Below are 17,469 nucleotides of genomic sequence, written 5' to 3'. Positions count from 1 at the left end.
TTCGGCATCTTAGAACCTCGACCGCTTTGTTCCGCACTACGGACCCCGGAGCCCTGGACGATCCTGCGCGGTGCCCTGAAGGTCCGCTTCGGGTAAGCTGCGGTGCAGCGACAGGCGAGTTCGCCAATGGCCGCTTCGGGCCTAAGCGCCGGGGGATATGGCGGACAAGCGTCGTCTTTCCGGTTCCTGGCGGCCCACCCACGGCGATTATGCCCGCAGCCGCGAGAAGGGCTGCACTTGCGTGTTGACTCTCGGATTGCCCGATTTTCGATGTATGCTGCGCGCACGACGGAATTCTTTCTCATCTAGATATGGCAACGGAAGTACCCTGCCGTCTGCTTCCCAAAGGCGACGATCCCTAAGTATAGCGGCAGGCTTAATCCTCTTCCCGGCGTCAATCTATGCAGCCTTTCTCGCCATCTCTAGGATACGCTCATATTCGCTCTGCGACGTCTCGCGCTTTCGGATCTCTTCTTCGATACGAAGGACAATCGGCACGTAGGCCACGCCATCAGACCTCTCCGAAACGATACGGATCATGATCTGGTGTACTTTTTGCAGTCTCTCGAGAGTCATCCCGGGCTCCGTTCAACCTCTAGCACCGAGGAAGTCGGTTCATCGATGGGGACACGGAAATCGTAACCCTCGAACTTTTGCCGCAGGGCCCGGGGAGGCCGCTGCCGAGATCGTCTCGATCAGAAATGCGGGCGAGTTCTGCCGCCGGGTGTGCTGGAAGAATCCATCAGGATGAATTTGCGCGGCTCAAGAGCGGCCATGGGCTACGCCTCGGCGCGAGCCTTTCGAGAGCGGTGTGTGGGGCAGTTTGTGGGGCAAAATCCTGCCCTCAAAAAGCAAAAGCCCCAAGAAACCAAGGTTTCTCGGGACTTTTCTGCTTGACAGTGGTGCCGGTGAAGGGACTCGAACCCCCGACCCCATCATTACGAATGACGTGCTCTACCAGCTGAGCTACACCGGCGCCGTGGCGGGGTCTTTAGCACCCAAACCGGGGGGTGTGTAGACCCTTTTTCACCCTCACTCGTTTTGCGCGGCGCCGGTTCCGCCGACCAGCAGCGGCAGCATGCCGGACCCGCCCGGCAGGGCCAGCGGGGCCGCCGGGGCCGTCTTCCAGGTGATCGAGTCGAAGGCGCCGCAATTCTTGCAGACCGCCTGCCAGGAATCGTGGATCGTGCCGCAATTCTCGCAGATCCACTGCGGTTCGCCGGGCGCGCTGAGGGCCGAAGCCAGATAGCCGCGCACCACGCTGTCGTCGGCGCCCTGCCCCCGTTCGATCGCGGCCATCAGCGTCAGCACGCGCACGGTGGCGCCGGTCTCGGGCAGATCGCCCAGGGCCTTGCGGGCCTCGACGAAATCCTCGGCGGCGATGTTCAGCTCTGCCAGCAGCATGCGGGTTTCGCGGTCATCGGCGCGCAGCGCGGTCAGCTCGGCAAAGCGGGTCAGCCGGTCCTGCGGGGTTTCGTCCGGCACGATTTCCGCATAGGCGGCGGCCAGGTCGGGATGGGGCTGGGCCTCCCACGCGCGCTTGATCAGGCGGCTGGCCAGGTTGGGCTTGCCCTGTTCCACATAGGCGCGCGCGGCCATCACCGCGGCGGGCACCAGATCCGGCGACAGGCGGTTGGCCTCCAGCGCCAGTTCGTGGGACTTGGCCATCTTGCCGTCCACGGCGCAATCGCGGGCCTCACACAGGGCCAGCACAGCATCGCGCCGCTTGTGCACGTCGCGGGGGAGAGAGCCGTGGCGCAGCTTGGCGTTCAGCGTTTCGCGCGCACCTTTCCAGTCCTCGGCTTGGGCCTGCAGCTTCAGCAGGGTGTCCTGGGTTTCACCGTGACGCGGCTTGATGGCAAAGGCCTTCTCGGCCAGCTTCATCGCGGTGTCGGTGTCGCCCTCGGCCAGCTTCTGCTTCATCAGGCCACACACGCCCACGAACCGGGTCTGGTCGATCGTGACCATCTTCTTGTAGGTTTCGGTCGCCTTCTTGTTGTCGCCCAGCATCTCGGCGGCCTGGGCGGCCAGAATGTTGGTCAGTTCCGGTCGGCGCAGGTAGCGTTCCGCCTTGGTCGCGTTCGCCATCGCCAGCCGCGCCTCGCCAGAGGCCAGCGCGATCATCCCATCGGCCAGCGCCTGGAACCCGCGCCGTTCGCGCGAGCGCGAGAAATAGCGCGAAATCGCGGTTTCATCCCCGTTGATGAAGCGCAGCACCGCCACCAGCAGCCCGGCAACCTTCAGCACCAGCCACACCGCCGCGACCAGCAGCAGCGCGACGATGACCGCCTGCAACGGTCCCAGCACGAATTCCACGTCGCCCACGGCGACACGCAGGCCGGGGCCGTTTTCCATCAGCAGGTTCGCGCCATAGGTCAGCGCGGCCACGAGGACGACGAAAAGGAGAATCTTGAGAAGAGACCAAAGCATGTTCCGGGCGTCCTCAGTTGCTGTTCAGGGTCTGCTCCAGCGCCGCGGCGGCGGCAACCGCTTCGGCCCGGGCGGTTGCATCCGCGACCCAGCCGGCCATTTCGGCGCGGGCGGCATCGGGCAGAGCGTTCAGTTCGTCCAGGGCAGCGGCCAGATCGCCCGCACGCAGGGCAGCCTCGGCGCGCGACAGCACGGCATCGGCATCGTCCCCCTCGCGCGGGCTGAGCGAGCGCATGCCCAACTGGCTGCGCAAGAAGGCCGTCATCCGGTTCGCGACATCACCATCGGCCTGTTCTTCCAGGGCGGCGTCCAGGGCGGCGCGGGCAGCGGGCGGATAGTCGGATTGCAGTTGCGCCAGGGTGGGCACGCCCTGCGCGGCGATATCGGCCAGCGCGGCAGGCACCTCGGCATCGCCCAGCTGATCCAGCGCGGGGGCAAAGGGCGCCCCGCTGGCCAGCGCGGCATCGATCCGCATCATGGCGGCGCGCGCCTCGACCGCGGCGGCGCGGTCCATGGCGGCGGCAATCTCTGCCTCGGATTCATCGGCAACGGCGGCCACGGAATCGGCCAGGCGGGTGTTTTCCTCGCGCTGCGAGGCCAGTTCGGCGCGCATCGCCTCGATCTCTTCCTGATAGGCGGTCAGGGCGGCGGCGGCCTCGTCCCCGCCGCCGGTGATTTGCACCTCTTCCAGCGCGCTTTCCAGCCCGGCGACCTGTTCGGCCAGCGCGTCGATCCGCGCCTCGAACCCAGACAGGTCGGGCATTTCCACCGCGCTGGCGCCGGTGGGCAGTTCGGCAACCCGGCCCTCAAGCGCGCTCAGGCGGTCGGCCAGCGTGGCCAGTTCCTGCCCAGCGGCCGGATCGGCGGTGCCGGGGAAGGGCCAGCCCTCGGGCTTGATATAGTTTGCGGCGCCGTAGCCCACGCCGGCGGCCAGCACGCCGCCGATCAGCGGCATCAGCAGCCCGCCCTTGCGCCGGGGCGCGGGGTGGCTGGCCTTGTCCTGTTCGGGCTGGGCCTTTGGCGTTTCGTCGGTGGCCTCTTCGGCGGTTTCCTCGACGATCTCGGCATCCTCGACCGGGGTTTCTTCGGTCACGTCGCCGGGCGTGTCATCCTGCGCGCGGGGCTCCTCCGCGGTGTCGCCCTGGGGCAGATCGGTAGAGCTCTCGGTGATCTTTTCGTCTTCGGTATTCGCCACGGGAACCCGCCTTTCGATTCGCTACGCAAATTGTCACACCCTTGCGCGACCGCGCGCACCATACTGAGTCGGCCTCACAGCCTCAAGGCGCGTGCGCTGCGGCAATCAGCGTGTCCAGCCCGTCCAGCATGGCCGGTCCGTCCGGATAACTGGCCTGAACGAAGGCCGCAGGCTCTGGCCCATCCCAGGCCGCGGTGACGGCGGCGCTCATGCTGACGATGGCCAGCTTGCCGGGGCAGCCCTGCAACTGCTTGGCCACCAGCGCGGCCGAGCGGGGCGAAAACAGCGGCAGATAGGTCAGCGGCGCATCCGCAACGGCCTGTTTCACCGCCGGGTCGAAATCCAGCGGGCGCTGGTCATAGACCACACGCTCATCCGCGTCGAACCCACGCTCGCGCAGCGCTGCGGCGATGTTGCCCCGGGCATGTTCGCCGCGCAGGTGCAACAGCCGCCCGCCGGGCGGGTCGGCGGCAACCACCTTGACCAGTTCTTCGGCCGTGCCGTGGGCAGAGCGGGCGGAAAACCCTTCGGCCCGCGCGGCGCTGGCGGTGCGGTCGCCCACGCAATAGGCATGCGGGCTGCGATCCTGCGTGACACGGGCCAGCCCCGCCACCCCGTTTTCAGAGGTGAACATCACACCGCCCACACCCGCCAGCGAAATCGGTTCCTCATACAGGACGATTTCCATCACCGGGGCGGTGGCGATCGCGAAATCGGGACCAAAGCGGTCGGTGAATTGCCGGACGAAACGATCCGATTGCGCGCGCGGGCGCGTCATCAAAAGCAGGGGCAGACGGTCGGCCATGGGGTGCCTCGCGGGATTGTGCAGGGAACAGGCTTGGTGTTACCTGCCAGCCGGACCCGACGCAACGGCAGAGCCATGGGCGACACCCTCACCATCCTAGGGCTGGAAAGCAGCTGCGACGACACCGGCGCCGCCGTGGTGCGGGCGCGCGGCGATGTGCCGGAAATCCTGTCCTCTGTCGTGCAGGGGCAAACCGCGCTGCACGCCGCCTTTGGCGGGGTGGTGCCGGAAATCGCCGCCCGCGCCCATGCCGAGCGGCTGGACATCTGCGTGGAACAGGCGTTGGGCCAGGCCGGGGTGACGCTGGCCGGGATCGACGCAATCGCCGTGACCGCCGGGCCGGGGCTGATCGGCGGCGTCCTGTCGGGCGTGATGTGCGCCAAGGGGCTGGCCGCGGCCACGGGCAAGCCGTTGATCGGGGTGAACCACCTGGCCGGGCACGCGCTGACGCCACGACTGACCGACGGGCTGGAATTTCCCTACCTGATGCTGCTGGCCTCGGGCGGGCATTGCCAGTTTCTGGCAGTACGCGGGGTGGACGATTTTACCCGGCTGGGCGGCACCATCGACGACGCCCCCGGAGAGGCGTTCGACAAGACCGCGAAATTGCTGGCCCTGCCCCAGCCCGGCGGCCCCGCGGTCGAGGCCGAGGCCGGAAAGGGCGACGCGAAACGGTTTACCTTCCCCCGCCCGCTGATGGACCGGCCCGGCTGCGACATGTCCTTTTCGGGGTTGAAAACCGCCCTGCTGCGCGCCCGCGACAGCATCATCGCCGAAAAGGGCGGCATCCCGGTGCAGGACCGCACCGATCTGTGCGCAGGCTTTCAGGCCGCCGTGCGCGACGTTCTGGCGGGCAAGGCCCGGCGCGCCATCGCCGCCGCCCCCGAGGGGCTGAGCGCGCTGGCCGTCGCCGGGGGGGTCGCTGCCAACCGCAGCATCCGCGCCGCGCTGCAAGAGGTCGCGGCAGAGGCCGGCCTGCCCTTTGTCGCGCCGCCGCTGCGGCTGTGCACCGACAACGCCGCGATGATCGCCTGGGCGGGGCTGGAACGGTTCCGGCTGGGCCATCGCGACGACATGACCCTGGCCGCACGCCCGCGCTGGCCACTGGATCGCACCAGCCCGGCCTTGCTGGGCACCGGCAAGAAAGGAGCCAAGGCATGAGCAGGATTGCAATCGCCGGGGCGGGCGCCTTTGGCACGGCGCTGGCCGTGACCCTGGCCCAGGCCGGTCGGCCCGTCACCCTGTGGGCGCGCAACTGCGATGCGGCCCGGGACATGGTCAAAACCCGCGAAAACCTCCGCCTGCCCGGCGTTCCCCTGCCCGAAAACGTGACAGTGACCGCCGATCTGGATGCGCTGCGCATCTGCGACCCGGTCCTGCTGTCCGTGCCGATGCAGGCGCTGGCCGGGTTCCTGCGTGACGCTGCCGCCACCCTGGATGGCCGCGCGCTGGTCGCCTGTTGCAAGGGGGTGGATATGACCACCGGGCGCGGCCCGACGGCCATCATCGCCGGGGCCTGCCCGACTGCCGTTCCCGCCGTGCTGACCGGCCCCAGCTTTGCCGCCGATATCGCACGCGGCCTGCCCACCGCGCTGACGCTGGCCTGTGTCGATCCCGACCATGGCACCGCGTTGCAGGAACGGCTGTCCACGCCCACCCTGCGGCTGTATCGCAGCGGCGATCCGGTAGGTGCCGAACTGGGCGGCGCGTTGAAGAACATCATGGCCATCGCCGCCGGCATCGTGATCGGCGCGGGCCTGGGTGACAGTGCGCGCGCCGCGCTGATGACCCGCGGTTTCGCGGAAATGCAGCGCTTTGCCCGCGCGCAGGGGGCAGAGGCCGAAACACTGGCGGGGCTGTCGGGTTTTGGCGATCTGGTGCTGACCTGCACCAGCACCCAGTCGCGCAACTTCCGCTATGGCGCGGCATTGGGGCAAGGCGCGTATTTCGACCCCCAGATCACGGTCGAGGGGGCGGCAACCGCCCGCGCCGTCGCCGCCATCGCACAGGCCCGCGGCATCGACATGCCCGTGACCCAAAGCGTGGCGCAGGTGATTGACGGCCAGCGCAGCATTGCCGAGGCTGTAACAACCCTGCTGTCCCGCCCATTGAAAGAGGAATGACATGCCCCTTTACGCCCTGATCTGCCGGGACAAGCCCGGCCACCTGGACACCCGCACCGCCAACCGACAGGCGCATCTGGACTATGTCGCCGAAACCGGCGTGGTCACACTGGCCGGGCCGTTTCTGGACGACGCGGGCGCGATGTGCGGATCGCTGGTGGTGATCGACGTGGCCGACAAGGCCGCCGCCGAAGGATGGGCCGCGAACGACCCCTATGCCAAGGCCGGGCTGTTCGAGGATGTCACCATTCAGGCGTGGAAACGGGTGGTCGGCTGATGGCCTACTGGCTGTTCAAATCCGAACCCAACACCTGGGGCTGGGACGACCAGGCGGCCAAGGGCGCGGCAGGCGAGGAATGGGACGGCGTGCGCAACTATCAGGCGCGCAACAACATGCGCGCGATGAAGCTGGGCGATCGCGGCTTTTTCTACCATTCGCTCAAGGAAAAGGCGATCGTCGGCATCGTCGAGGTGATCGCCGAGGCGCACCCGGACAGCACCACCGACGATCCCCGCTGGGAATGCGTCGACATCAAGGCCGTTGAACCGATGCCAAACCCCGTGACGCTGGACATGTGCAAGGCCGAGCCGCGGCTGGCCGACATGGTGCTGGTCAACAACTCGCGCCTGTCGGTTCAGCCGGTCACGGACGAGGAATGGCGCATCGTCTGCGAAATGGGCGGGCTGTAGCGGCCCTTATCCCACCTCGCAGGCGGCCAGCAGCGCCATGTTCAGGATGTCGTTCACGGTGGACACCGTGCCGCAGATCTGGATCGGCTTATCCACGCCCGCCAGGATCGGACCGATCACCGTGGCGCCTGCCATTTCCTGCATCAGCTTGACCGAGATCGAGGCCGAGTGCCGCGCCGGCACGACCAGGATATTCGCCGGGCCCGTCAGGCGGCAGAACGGATATTTCGCCATCGCCGTGGGGTTCAGCGCAACGTCCACGGTCATTTCGCCGTCGTATTCGAAATCCGCCCCGCGCTTGTCCAGCACCGCCGAGGCCTGGTGCATCTTGATGGCGCGTTCGCTGACCGGATAACCGAAGGTCGAGAACGACAGGAAGGCCACGCGCGGTTCGATCCCCAGGCTGCGGGCGACCGCTGCGGCGCGTTCGGCGATGTTGGCCAGGTCCTCTTCCTCGGGCCATTCGTGGACCAGCGTGTCGGCGATGAACACGATCCGCCCCTTGTGCAGCAGCGCGGTCACGCCGACCGCCCCGTCCTGTGCCTTGGCGTCAAAGACGTGGTTGATCAGTTCCAGAACATGGGCCGATTTGCGCGTGGCCCCGGTGACCAGCGCGTCGCCATGCCCATGGGCCAGCATCAACGCGGAAAAGACATGCCGGTCCCGCTGTGCCAGGCGGTTGATGTCATGGGCATCGAACCCCTTGCGCTGCAAGCGTTGGTAAAGGAAGGAACGGTACGCCTCCAGGTGCCGGGTCTTGGCGGCGTTGACCACCTCCAGCTCGCGGAAGGCATCGCCAAGGCCAGCCTGTTCCAGCTTTTCCTTAACGTCCTGTTCGCGGCCCACGACCATCGCCTTGCCATAGCCCGCCCGCTGATAGCTGACGGCGGCACGCAGCACGCGTTCGTCGTCGCCCTCGGCAAAGATCATGCGCGCCTGCGCGGCCTTGGCGCGTGCGGCGATCCCCGACAGCACCGATGCGGTGGGGTCCATCCGGGCCTTCAGCGTGTGCTGATACCCCTCCATGTCCACGATGGGGCGGCGCGCGGCGCCGGTTTCCATGCCCGCACGCGCCACCGCAGGCGGGATGGTGTAGATCAGCCGCGGGTCGAACGGTGTGGGGATGATGTAATCGCGGCCAAAGGCCAGCTTTTTGCCGTAGGCCATCGCGACCTCATCCGGCACATCCTCGCGGGCCAGTTCGGCCAGGGCCTCGGCGCAGGCGATTTTCATCTCGTCGTTGATGGCGCGGGCGTGGATGTCCAGCGCCCCGCGGAAGAGGTAGGGAAAGCCCAGAACGTTGTTCACCTGGTTGGGATAGTCGCTGCGCCCCGTCGCCACGATTGCGTCCGCACGCACGGCGTGGGCCTCTTCGGGCGTAATCTCGGGGTCGGGGTTCGCCATGGCGAAGATCACCGGATTGTCGCCCATGCTGGCCACCATTTCCGGGGTGACCGCGCCCTTGACCGACACGCCCAGGAACACATCGGCGCCCTTCATCGCGTCCTCCAGCGTACGGGCATCGGTCTGGGCGGCGTGGGCCGATTTCCACTGGTTCATCCCCTCGGTGCGGCCCTGGTAGATCACGCCCTTGGAATCGCAGGCGATGCAGTTGTCGTGCTTGGCGCCCATCGCCTTGATCAGCTCCAGACAGGCGATCCCGGCGGCCCCCGCGCCGTTCAGCACGATCTTGCAATCCTCGATCTTCTTGCCGGAAATATGCAGCGCGTTGATCAGACCCGCCGCGCAGATCACCGCCGTCCCGTGCTGGTCGTCGTGAAAGACGGGAATGTCCATCTCTTCCTTGAGCCGCTGCTCGATGATGAAACATTCCGGGGCCTTGATGTCCTCAAGGTTCACACCGCCAAAGGTCGGCCCCATCAGGCGCACCGCCTTGATGATCTCTTCGGGGTCTTCGGTGTCCAGCTCGATATCGACGGCGTTCACGTCCGCGAAGCGTTTGAACAGGACCGACTTGCCCTCCATCACCGGCTTGGAGGCCAGCGCGCCCAGGTTGCCCAGCCCCAGGATCGCGGTGCCGTTGGACACCACCGCCACCATGTTGCCCTTGGTGGTATAGTCATAGGCGGCCTCGGGCGTATCGGCGATGGCCTCGACCGGAACGGCGACACCGGGCGAATAGGCCAGGCTCAGGTCGCGCTGCGTGGTCATCGGCTTGGTCGCGACGATCTCGTATTTCCCCGGAACCGGGTCGATGTGATAGCTCAGCGCCTCTTCGGGGGTGATCTTCGAATTGTCGGCCATGTCGCGGGTGTTCTCCTGATGCTTGTTCGCGTCATAACCGGCGGGGGCGCAAGCCTCAACAGAATTGGGAATTGTCGCTTTTCGCCAACCGGCGCGGTTTGTAAGGTCGCCGGACCAAAAAACAGGGGGGCAAGGCGTGAGCGGGACCAGCGGATCCGTCACACCGATGATGGCGCAATACCTGGAGATCAAGCAGGCGCATCCCGGCGCGCTGCTGTTCTACCGGATGGGCGATTTCTACGAGATGTTCTTTGACGACGCGGTGGCGGCGGCCACCGCGCTGGACATCGCCCTGACCAAACGCGGCAAGCATCAGGGCGAGGATATCCCGATGTGCGGCGTGCCGGTGCACGCGGCCGAAAGCTATCTGCTGACCCTGATCCGCAAGGGGTTCCGCGTGGCCGTCTGCGAACAGCTGGAAGATCCCGCCGAGGCGAAAAAGCGCGGGTCCAAGACGGTGGTCAAACGCGGCGTGGTGCGGCTGGTCACCCCCGGCACGCTGACCGAGGATTCCCTGCTGGAGGCCCGGCGCCACAATTTCCTGGCCGCATTTTGCGTGGTGCGCGATCAGGGCGCGCTGGCCTGGGTGGACATTTCCACCGGCGCGTTCCGCGTGATGCCCTGCCCGCCTGTGCGGTTCGGCCCCGAACTGGCCCGCCTAAGCCCGCGTGAGGTGCTGCTGTCCGAGGCGCAGGAAACCGATTGGGCCGAAACCGTCACGGACACGGGCGCTGCGCTGACGCCCCTGTCACGCGCCAGTTTCGACAGCACCTCGGCAGAGGCGCGCCTGACGGGCCTGTTCGGGGTGGACACGCTGGAGGGGTTTGCAACCTTCACCCGGGCCGAGATGTCGGCGATGGGCGCCATCGTCGATTACCTGGAGATCACGCAAAAGGGCAAACTGCCCCTGCTGCGCGCACCCGTGCGGGAATCCACCGGCGCCACGGTCCAGATCGACGCGGCCACCCGGCGCAACCTGGAACTGACGGCCAGCCTGTCGGGCGCGCGCGCGGGCAGCCTGCTGGCCGCGATCGACCGCACCGTGACCGCGCCGGGCGCGCGTCTGCTGGAACGGCGGATTTCCAGCCCCTCGCGCGATCTGGCCACGATCCGGGAACGGCTGGCCGCGGTGCGTGCGCTGGTGGACGATGGCGCGCTGTGTGATGCGTTGCGCGGTGCGTTGCGCAAATGCCCCGACATGGACCGGGCCCTGTCGCGTCTGTCGCTGGACCGGGGCGGCCCGCGCGATCTGGCGGCGATCCGCGGCGGGCTGACCCAGGCCGGGGCGCTGGCCGATCTGCTGGCCCGCGACGACCTGCCTGACGGGATCGCCACGGCCCGCGCCGCGCTGACCGGCCATGACGACATGCTGGACCTGCTGGATCAGGCGCTGGTGGCCGAACCGCCACTGATGCTGCGCGACGGGGGCGTGATCGCGCCGGGGTTCGATGCCGATCTGGACGAGGCCCGCACCCTGCGCGACGAGGGGCGCTGCGTGATCGCTGGAATGCAGGCAGAGTTTTCGGCGCAGACCGGGATTTCCTCGCTGAAGATCAAGCACAACAACGTGCTGGGCTATTTCATCGAGGTCACCGCCACCCACGCGGACAAGATGCTGTCGCCGCCGCTGTCGGAAACCTTCATCCACCGGCAGACCACGGCAAACGCCCTGCGCTTCACCACGGTGGAACTGTCCGATCTGGAAACTCGCATCCTGAACGCGGGCAACCGCGCGCTGGAAATCGAAAAGCACCTGTTCGAACGCCTGCGCGCGGCCGTTCTGGACCGCGCTGGCCCCATCGGGCAGGCCGCCGCCGCGCTGGCGGAAATCGACCTGTCCGCCGCGCTGGCCGATCTGGCGCGCGAGGCCGACTGGTGCGAACCGCAGGTGGATGACAGCCGCGCCTTTGCCATCCAGGGCGGCCGCCACCCGGTGGTCGAGGCCAGCTTGCGCGCGCAGGGCACCGGACCCTTTGTCGCCAATGATTGCGACCTGTCCAGCGGGGCGGAGAGTGCCGCGATCTGGCTGCTGACCGGGCCGAACATGGCCGGGAAATCCACCTTCCTGCGGCAGAACGCGTTGATCGCCCTGCTGGCCCAGGCGGGCAGTTTCGTGCCCGCAGCCCGCGCCCAGATCGGACTGGTGTCGCAACTGTTCAGCCGGGTGGGCGCGTCTGACGATCTGGCGCGGGGGCGGTCCACCTTTATGGTGGAAATGGTGGAAACCGCCGCGATCCTGAACCAGGCCGATGACCGCGCGCTGGTGATCCTGGATGAAATCGGGCGCGGCACGGCGACCTATGACGGGCTGTCGATCGCCTGGGCCACGCTGGAACATCTGCACGACGTGAACCGCTGCCGGGCGCTGTTCGCCACCCATTACCATGAGATGACGGCACTGGCCCATAAACTGGCAGGCGTGGAAAACGCCACCGTCGCGGTCAAGGAATGGCAGGGCGAGGTGATCTTCCTGCACGAGGTGCGCAAGGGCGCGGCCGACCGATCCTACGGAGTGCAGGTGGCGCGGCTGGCCGGGCTGCCCGCATCCGTCGTGGAACGGGCGCGGGTCGTGCTGGAAGCCCTGGAAAAGGGCGAGCGCGAGGGCGGGCGCCCGCAAAAGACCCTGATCGACGATCTGCCGCTGTTTTCCGCCGCGACAGAGGCGGCGCCGGCCCCTGCCCCCACACCGGCTGGCCCCTCACCGGCCGAAGAAAAGCTCGCCGGGATTCACCCCGACGAGCTGTCACCGAAACAGGCGCTGGACCTGCTGTACGAACTGAAGGCGCTGAGCCGCGCGGATTAGGACGCGGGCGTGGACGACACGCCCACCTGCGCGGGCCGCAACAGCCGGTCATGCAGCATGAAGCCCACGGCCATCACCTGGATGATATCGCCCGCCTTGGTGTCGGGCACCGGGGCCTCGAACATCGCCTGGTGGTGCTGCGGGTCGAACGGGTCGCCGACCTCGGGCGCGATGCGTTCGATCCCGTGCTTGGAAAACACGTTCAGCAATTCGCGCAGGGTCAGTTCCACCCCTTCCAGAAACGCCTTGTTCGCCTCGCGCTGTTCGTCGGTCACGATTTCCAGCGCGCGCGCAAGGTTGTCGTAGACGGGCAGGATGTCCCGGGCCAGCTTGGACCCGCCGTAGTTCTCGGCCTCGCGCCGGTCGCGTTCGCTGCGCTTGCGGGCGTTTTCGGCATCGGCCAGCGCCCGCATGAAGCGGTCGCGCAGTTCGTCCCGCTCGGCACGCAGGGCGTCGACATCCTCGGGCGGGGTTTCAGGCTGCGCCGCGGCCGGATCCTCGGCAAGCGCCTCTTCGGGGGTCTCGATCTCGATCTCTTTCTTGTCAGCTTCCGCCATGGTTTATCCCTTGCCCCGGTCAGAAATGAGTTTGCCAACCACCTGCGCCGTGTAATCCACGATCGGCACGATCCGCCCGTAATTCAGCCGCGTCGGGCCGATCACGCCTACGGCGCCGATGATCTTACGGTCCGCGTTCATATAAGGAGAGACGACCAGAGAGGAACCCGAAAGTGAAAAAAGCTTGTTCTCCGACCCGATGAAAATGCGCACGCCCTCGCCTTCCTCGGCGCGTTCCAGGAAATCGACGATATCGCGCTTGCGTTCCAGGTCGTCGAACAGGGTTCGGATGCGGTCCAGTTCCTCGGCCTCGGCGCTGTCCTCCAGCAGATTCGCCCGTCCCCGCACGATCAGCCGGGCGGGCGCCTCGCCCTCGTTTTCCCAGGCGGCGATGCCCGCCTGCACCATCGTTCGGGCCAGCTCGTCCAGTTCCTGGCGGCGGCGGGTGATCTCGTGGCTCATCACCTCGCGCAGTTCGCTGAGGGTGCGGCCCTCTGCCAGGGCATTCAGGAAATTCGCCGCCTCCCGCATGGATGACGGCGTCTGACCCGGCGCGGGCCGGAACACGCGGTTTTCAAGGTGCCCATCGGCAAAGACCAGAACCGCCAGCGCCCGGTCGTGGCTGAGGCTGACAAAATCGATATGCTTGATCGGGGCCTCGTGCTTGGGCGCCAGGACCAGGCTGGCGCCGTGGGTTACGCCCGACAGGGCCGCGCCGATCCGGTCCAGCATCGACCCGACATCGCCGGCATTGCTGCCCAGGGTCGCGTCGATCTTTTCCCGATCCTCGATTTCCAGTTCCTGCACTTCCAGCAGGCCATCGACGAACATCCGCAGTCCCAGCTGCGTCGGCACCCGCCCGGCGGAAACATGCGGACTGTCCAGCAGGCCCAGAAACTCCAGATCCTGCATCACGTTGCGGATCGTCGCGGCGCTGACCTTTTCGGACATCGACCGCGTCAGCGTGCGCGACCCCACCGGATCGCCAGAGGCAAGATAGCCCTCCACCACCCGGCGAAAGACCTCTCGGCTCCGGTCGTTCATCTCTTCGAGGATCTTCGAACTCTCGTTCACGTCGCTCGCTCTCCACCACGGGGCGCGGGGCAGTTAAAGGCCAGGATTTCCGCAGGTCAATCGGGGTTGCATCGGCGCGCCCGTCATGTGAGCAAAGCGCCAAGCCGCAGAAAGGAAATCCCATGCGCCCCTCTGGACGTGATGTAAGCGAAATGCGCAAGGTTTCAATTGAAACCGGCGTGACCAAACATGCCGAAGGATCGTGCATGATCCGCATCGGCGATACCCATGTTCTGTGCACCGCCTCGCTGGAACCGCGCGTGCCGCCGTTCCTGAAAAACTCGGGCCTGGGATGGGTCACCGCCGAATACGGCATGCTGCCGCGCGCCACCACAACCCGCATGCGGCGCGAGGCAACCGCCGGCAAGCAGGGCGGCCGCACCGTGGAAATTCAGCGCCTGATCGGGCGCAGCCTGCGCGCGGGCGTGGATCGCGTGGCCCTGGGCGAACGTCAGATCACTGTCGATTGCGACGTGATTCAGGCCGATGGTGGCACGCGCTGTGCGTCCATCACCGGCGGCTGGGTCGCGCTGCGTCTGGCGGTGAACAAACTGATGAAGGCGGGCGAGATCACCTCTGACCCGCTGATTGACCCGGTGGCGGCGGTGTCCTGCGGGATCTATGCCGGGCAACCCGTACTGGACCTTGATTACCCCGAGGACAGCGAGGCCGGCGTTGACGGCAATTTCGTGATGACAGGATCGGGCCGCCTGATCGAGGTGCAGATGTCCGCCGAGGGCGGCACCTATACCCGCGACCAGATGAACGCCCTGATGGACCTGGCCGAAAAGGGCGTGGGCGAACTGGTTGCCGCGCAACAGGCCGCGGTCGGGGGCTGACGCGATGCGGCGGTTTTCCGGCGACCGGCTGCTGGTGGCGACCCATAACAAGGGCAAACTGGAAGAGATCGCGCATCTGTTGCAGCCCTTCGGCGTGTCGGTCGTCGGCGCGGGTGACATGAACCTGCCCGAACCGGACGAGACCGAGACCACCTTCGTCGGCAACGCCCGGATCAAGGCCCACGCCGCCGCCACCGCCACCGGCCTGCCCGCGCTGGCCGATGACAGCGGGCTGGAGGTCGAGGCCCTGGGCGGCGCACCGGGCGTCTATACCGCCGACTGGGCCGAAACCGGCAATGGCCGCGACTTTCCCATGGCGATGGAACGCGTCTGGCGCGAGCTGGAGGCTGCGAGCGCCCCCGAACCGCGCCGCGCCGCGTTTTGCTGCACCTTTGTCATGGCCTGGCCCGACGGCCAGGACGAGGTGTTCGAAGGCCGCATGCCCGGCCGCATCGTCTGGCCCATGCGTGGCGATCAGGGGCACGGGTTCGACCCGATCTTTCAGCCCGAGGGATATGATGTGACCTTTGGCGAGATGGACCGATGGGAAAAGAACAAGATCAGCCACCGCGCCCGCGCCTTTGCCAAGCTGGTGGAGATCTTTGACCGCTGAGGATTGGCGCGCGGGCGGCTTTGGCCTGTACCTGCATTGGCCGTTTTGCCTGGCTAAATGCCCCTATTGCGATTTCAACAGCCATGTCGCGGCGGACATCGACATGGACGCATGGCAGGCCGCCTACCTGTCCGAAATCCGCCGGGTCGGCGCTGAAACCGGCCCACGCATTCTGAACAGCGTGTTTTTCGGCGGCGGCACGCCCAGCCTGATGTCGCCCGACCTGGTCGATGCCATCCTGACAGAGGTCCGCGCCACATGGCCCTGCGCCAATGACCTGGAGGTCACGCTAGAGGCCAACCCAACCTCGGTCGAGGCGGGACGGTTCGCCGGATACGCACAGGCCGGGGTCAACCGCGTTTCCCTGGGGGTGCAGGCGCTGAACGATGACGATCTGCGCCGGTTGGGGCGGATGCACACGGCGGCCGAGGCGCGCGCCGCCTATGACATCGCCCGCGCGCAGTTTCAGCGGGTCAGTTTCGACCTGATCTACGCCCGGCAGGATCAATCGATGGATGCCTGGCGCGCGGAATTGGGCCAGGCGCTGGCCATGGCCGTGGATCACCTGTCGCTGTATCAATTGACGATCGAACCGGGCACCGCCTTTGGCGACCGGCTGGCGCGCGGGGGTCTGCGCGGCCTGCCTAACGACGATCTGGGCGCCGATCTGTACGCCGCGACGCAAGAGATTTGCGAATCCGCCGGCCTGCCCCCCTACGAGGTGTCGAACCACGCGCGCCCCGGCGCGGAATCCCGGCACAATCTGGTCTATTGGCGGTCCGGCGATTACGCGGGCATCGGCCCCGGCGCCCATGGGCGGTTGACCCTGAACGGCACCCGATGGGCCACCGACACGCCACTGGCACCGGCCCAATGGCTGACCCGCGTCACACAAACGGGGAGTGGAGAGTCCACCCGCAACGCCCTGAGTGCCGCCGACCACGGGGTCGAATACCTGCTGATGGGCCTGCGTCTGGCAGAGGGTGTATCGCTCTCTCGCTATCGCGGGATTACTGGCGATCCTATAGAACCAAATAAAATCAATGGCTTGCAGGGTTTAGGGTTGCTTGAAACCGACGGCGATACCCTGCGCGCAACCGCAAGGGGCCGCAGCCTGCTGAACGCCATTCTGCGAGAGTTGCTGCCCGATTGAACCCGGTCAATCGAAACTGCCGGACGGTGTATTTCCCAGCACCCCGCACAGGCGGTCCAGGGCGTCCAGATCCTTGTAGGCGATGACCACCCGGCCCGATCCGTCCGTGCTGTGCTCAATCGACACGCCCATACCCAGGCTTGCGGACAGATCCTGTTCCAACGCGCGGGTATCGGCATCCTTTTGCGGGGTCTTGCGGCGCGGCGCAGGTTTTTCGGCGTCCGTCCCGGCCTTGGCCAGCTTCTCGGTTTCGCGCACGGACAGCCCGCCCTGGATCACCCTGCGGGCCAGCGCGGCGGGATCCTCGGTGCTGACCAATGCGCGGGCGTGGCCCATGCTCAGCTGTCCATCCCGCAGATAGGCCTGCACCTCGTCCGGCAATTGCAACAGCCGCAACAGGTTCGCCACATGGCTGCGGCTCTTGCCCAAGGCCTCTGCCAGTTTTTCCTGAGTATGGCCGAATCGATCCATCAACTGGCGATAGCCCATCGCCTCTTCCACCGGGTTCAGATCGGCCCGCTGGATATTTTCAATGATGGCGATTTCCAGCACCTCGGTATCGTCGAGGCTGCGCACAAGGATGGGCACCTCGTGCCGTTGGGCCATCTGCGCGGCACGCCAGCGACGTTCGCCCGCGACGATTTCATACCGGCCCTGGTTTCGCGGGCTGGGGCGGACAATCAGCGGTTGGATCACACCCTTGGCCCGGATCGAATCGGCCAGTTCCTTCAGCGCCTCTTCGGAAAACTGGCGGCGGGGCTGGTCGGGGTTGGGTTCCAGTTGGTCCAGTGCAACCACCTGATCCGCGCGCGCAGGCGCGGTGACGGTGCCAGCGGTATCCTCGGGCGTCAGGTTCACATCTGCCATCAGCGCGGACAGACCCCGCCCCAGACCGCGTTTTTCCGGTTTCTTGCTTGCCATG

16 protein-coding genes and 1 tRNA gene are annotated in these 17,469 nt (G+C 66.7%); 8 read left to right on the top strand and 9 right to left on the bottom strand.

What is annotated here, in order from left to right:
* Window positions 1–399: 399 nt before the first annotated feature.
* From EV656_RS16450 to EV656_RS02355, 5 genes are all read right to left on the bottom strand, one after another.
* Window positions 400–540 carry a hypothetical protein gene (locus tag EV656_RS16450; protein WP_165918921.1) on the bottom strand — a complete coding sequence of 47 codons (141 nt, stop codon included), beginning with the start codon at window positions 538–540 and terminating at the stop codon, window positions 400–402.
* A gap of 360 nt (window positions 541–900) precedes the next feature.
* Window positions 901–976 (bottom strand) — tRNA-Thr (locus EV656_RS02370).
* A 56-nt stretch (window positions 977–1,032) separates the two neighbouring features.
* The gene (locus EV656_RS02365; protein ID WP_132599059.1) at window positions 1,033–2,430 is read right to left on the bottom strand and encodes a heme biosynthesis protein HemY; all 1,398 of its coding nucleotides are present in this window, start codon (window positions 2,428–2,430) and stop codon (window positions 1,033–1,035) included.
* A 13-nt stretch (window positions 2,431–2,443) separates the two neighbouring features.
* The gene (locus EV656_RS02360; protein ID WP_132599057.1) at window positions 2,444–3,625 is read right to left on the bottom strand and encodes a COG4223 family protein; all 1,182 of its coding nucleotides are present in this window, start codon (window positions 3,623–3,625) and stop codon (window positions 2,444–2,446) included.
* Between the two features lie 82 nt (window positions 3,626–3,707).
* On the bottom strand, window positions 3,708–4,430 hold the full coding sequence (locus EV656_RS02355) for a uroporphyrinogen-III synthase (protein ID WP_132599055.1): 723 nt from the start codon (window positions 4,428–4,430) through the stop codon (window positions 3,708–3,710).
* 75 nt (window positions 4,431–4,505) lie between these two features.
* On the opposite strand from EV656_RS02355, the gene tsaD reads away from it, so the two are divergent.
* The 4 genes from tsaD to EV656_RS02335 are packed head-to-tail and all read left to right on the top strand — an operon-like array spanning window position 4,506 to window position 7,243.
* On the top strand, window positions 4,506–5,591 hold the full coding sequence (gene tsaD / locus EV656_RS02350) for a tRNA (adenosine(37)-N6)-threonylcarbamoyltransferase complex transferase subunit TsaD (protein WP_132599053.1): 1,086 nt from the start codon (window positions 4,506–4,508) through the stop codon (window positions 5,589–5,591).
* Complete coding sequence (locus EV656_RS02345) at window positions 5,588–6,553, top strand: NAD(P)H-dependent glycerol-3-phosphate dehydrogenase (RefSeq protein ID WP_132599051.1); 966 nt, start codon at window positions 5,588–5,590, stop codon at window positions 6,551–6,553. The genes tsaD and EV656_RS02345 overlap by 4 nt, the downstream gene beginning before the upstream one ends.
* Before the next feature lies 1 nt (window position 6,554).
* Window positions 6,555–6,830, top strand: a complete 276-nt coding sequence (locus tag EV656_RS02340) for a YciI family protein (protein WP_132599049.1) — start codon at window positions 6,555–6,557, stop codon at window positions 6,828–6,830.
* Window positions 6,830–7,243 (top strand): EVE domain-containing protein, encoded by a 414-nt coding sequence (locus EV656_RS02335; RefSeq protein WP_132599047.1) that lies wholly within the window; start codon window positions 6,830–6,832, stop codon window positions 7,241–7,243. The genes EV656_RS02340 and EV656_RS02335 overlap by 1 nt, the downstream gene beginning before the upstream one ends.
* Before the next feature lie 6 nt (window positions 7,244–7,249).
* Here the strand turns inward: EV656_RS02335 and EV656_RS02330 are convergent, their stop codons facing one another.
* The gene (locus EV656_RS02330; protein WP_132599045.1) at window positions 7,250–9,508 is read right to left on the bottom strand and encodes an NADP-dependent malic enzyme; all 2,259 of its coding nucleotides are present in this window, start codon (window positions 9,506–9,508) and stop codon (window positions 7,250–7,252) included.
* A 166-nt stretch (window positions 9,509–9,674) separates the two neighbouring features.
* Between EV656_RS02330 and mutS the strand changes: the two genes are divergently transcribed.
* Complete coding sequence (gene mutS, locus EV656_RS02325) at window positions 9,675–12,311, top strand: DNA mismatch repair protein MutS (protein ID WP_132599481.1); 2,637 nt, start codon at window positions 9,675–9,677, stop codon at window positions 12,309–12,311.
* Here mutS and EV656_RS02320 read toward each other — a convergent pair.
* Window positions 12,308–12,868 (bottom strand): nucleotide exchange factor GrpE, encoded by a 561-nt coding sequence (locus tag EV656_RS02320; protein WP_132599043.1) that lies wholly within the window; start codon window positions 12,866–12,868, stop codon window positions 12,308–12,310. The genes mutS and EV656_RS02320 overlap by 4 nt on opposite strands.
* A gap of 3 nt (window positions 12,869–12,871) precedes the next feature.
* A complete protein-coding gene (hrcA, locus tag EV656_RS02315) occupies window positions 12,872–13,912 on the bottom strand; it encodes a heat-inducible transcriptional repressor HrcA (RefSeq protein ID WP_207287052.1) in 1,041 nt (346 codons plus the stop codon).
* A gap of 152 nt (window positions 13,913–14,064) precedes the next feature.
* Here hrcA and rph point away from each other — a divergent pair, with 152 nt between their 5' ends.
* The 3 genes from rph to hemW are packed head-to-tail and all read left to right on the top strand — an operon-like array spanning window position 14,065 to window position 16,547.
* Window positions 14,065–14,781, top strand: coding sequence for a ribonuclease PH (gene rph, locus EV656_RS02310; protein ID WP_132599039.1), 717 nt, complete (start codon window positions 14,065–14,067; stop codon window positions 14,779–14,781).
* 4 nt (window positions 14,782–14,785) lie between these two features.
* Window positions 14,786–15,394 (top strand): RdgB/HAM1 family non-canonical purine NTP pyrophosphatase, encoded by a 609-nt coding sequence (gene rdgB, locus EV656_RS02305; protein ID WP_132599037.1) that lies wholly within the window; start codon window positions 14,786–14,788, stop codon window positions 15,392–15,394.
* Window positions 15,384–16,547: a radical SAM family heme chaperone HemW gene (gene hemW, locus EV656_RS02300; RefSeq protein ID WP_132599035.1), complete on the top strand. Its 1,164-nt coding sequence runs from the start codon at window positions 15,384–15,386 to the stop codon at window positions 16,545–16,547. Before rdgB ends, hemW begins: the two co-directional genes overlap by 11 nt.
* Window positions 16,548–16,553: 6 nt before the next feature.
* Here the strand turns inward: hemW and EV656_RS02295 are convergent, their stop codons facing one another.
* Complete coding sequence (locus EV656_RS02295) at window positions 16,554–17,468, bottom strand: ParB/RepB/Spo0J family partition protein (RefSeq protein WP_132599033.1); 915 nt, start codon at window positions 17,466–17,468, stop codon at window positions 16,554–16,556.
* Between the last annotated feature and the right edge of the window lies 1 nt (window position 17,469).

Source organism: Rhodovulum adriaticum (assembly GCF_004345735.1).
Classification (GTDB): Bacteria; Pseudomonadota; Alphaproteobacteria; order Rhodobacterales; family Rhodobacteraceae; genus Rhodovulum; species Rhodovulum adriaticum.
The sequence above is the reverse complement of the archived record's forward strand: the minus strand, read 5'-3'. Positions and strand labels throughout refer to the sequence as shown.

Excerpts from the sequence above, each read along its gene's own strand:
- mutS (WP_132599481.1), top strand. The coding sequence starts at position 9,675 with ATGATGGCGCAATACCTGGAGATCAAGCAGGCGCATCCCGGCGCGCTG.
- EV656_RS02340 (WP_132599049.1), top strand. The coding sequence starts at position 6,555 with ATGCCCCTTTACGCCCTGATCTGCCGGGACAAGCCCGGCCACCTGGAC.
- EV656_RS16450 (WP_165918921.1), bottom strand. The coding sequence starts at position 540 with ATGATCCGTATCGTTTCGGAGAGGTCTGATGGCGTGGCCTACGTGCCG.
- EV656_RS02345 (WP_132599051.1), top strand. The coding sequence starts at position 5,588 with ATGAGCAGGATTGCAATCGCCGGGGCGGGCGCCTTTGGCACGGCGCTG.
- EV656_RS02320 (WP_132599043.1), bottom strand. The coding sequence starts at position 12,868 with ATGGCGGAAGCTGACAAGAAAGAGATCGAGATCGAGACCCCCGAAGAG.
- tsaD (WP_132599053.1), top strand. The coding sequence starts at position 4,506 with ATGGGCGACACCCTCACCATCCTAGGGCTGGAAAGCAGCTGCGACGAC.
- EV656_RS02330 (WP_132599045.1), bottom strand. The coding sequence starts at position 9,508 with ATGGCCGACAATTCGAAGATCACCCCCGAAGAGGCGCTGAGCTATCAC.
- EV656_RS02335 (WP_132599047.1), top strand. The coding sequence starts at position 6,830 with ATGGCCTACTGGCTGTTCAAATCCGAACCCAACACCTGGGGCTGGGAC.
- EV656_RS02365 (WP_132599059.1), bottom strand. The coding sequence starts at position 2,430 with ATGCTTTGGTCTCTTCTCAAGATTCTCCTTTTCGTCGTCCTCGTGGCC.
- EV656_RS02355 (WP_132599055.1), bottom strand. The coding sequence starts at position 4,430 with ATGGCCGACCGTCTGCCCCTGCTTTTGATGACGCGCCCGCGCGCGCAA.
- hrcA (WP_207287052.1), bottom strand. The coding sequence starts at position 13,912 with ATGAACGACCGGAGCCGAGAGGTCTTTCGCCGGGTGGTGGAGGGCTAT.
- rph (WP_132599039.1), top strand. The coding sequence starts at position 14,065 with ATGCGCCCCTCTGGACGTGATGTAAGCGAAATGCGCAAGGTTTCAATT.
- EV656_RS02295 (WP_132599033.1), bottom strand. The coding sequence starts at position 17,468 with ATGGCAAGCAAGAAACCGGAAAAACGCGGTCTGGGGCGGGGTCTGTCC.
- rdgB (WP_132599037.1), top strand. The coding sequence starts at position 14,786 with ATGCGGCGGTTTTCCGGCGACCGGCTGCTGGTGGCGACCCATAACAAG.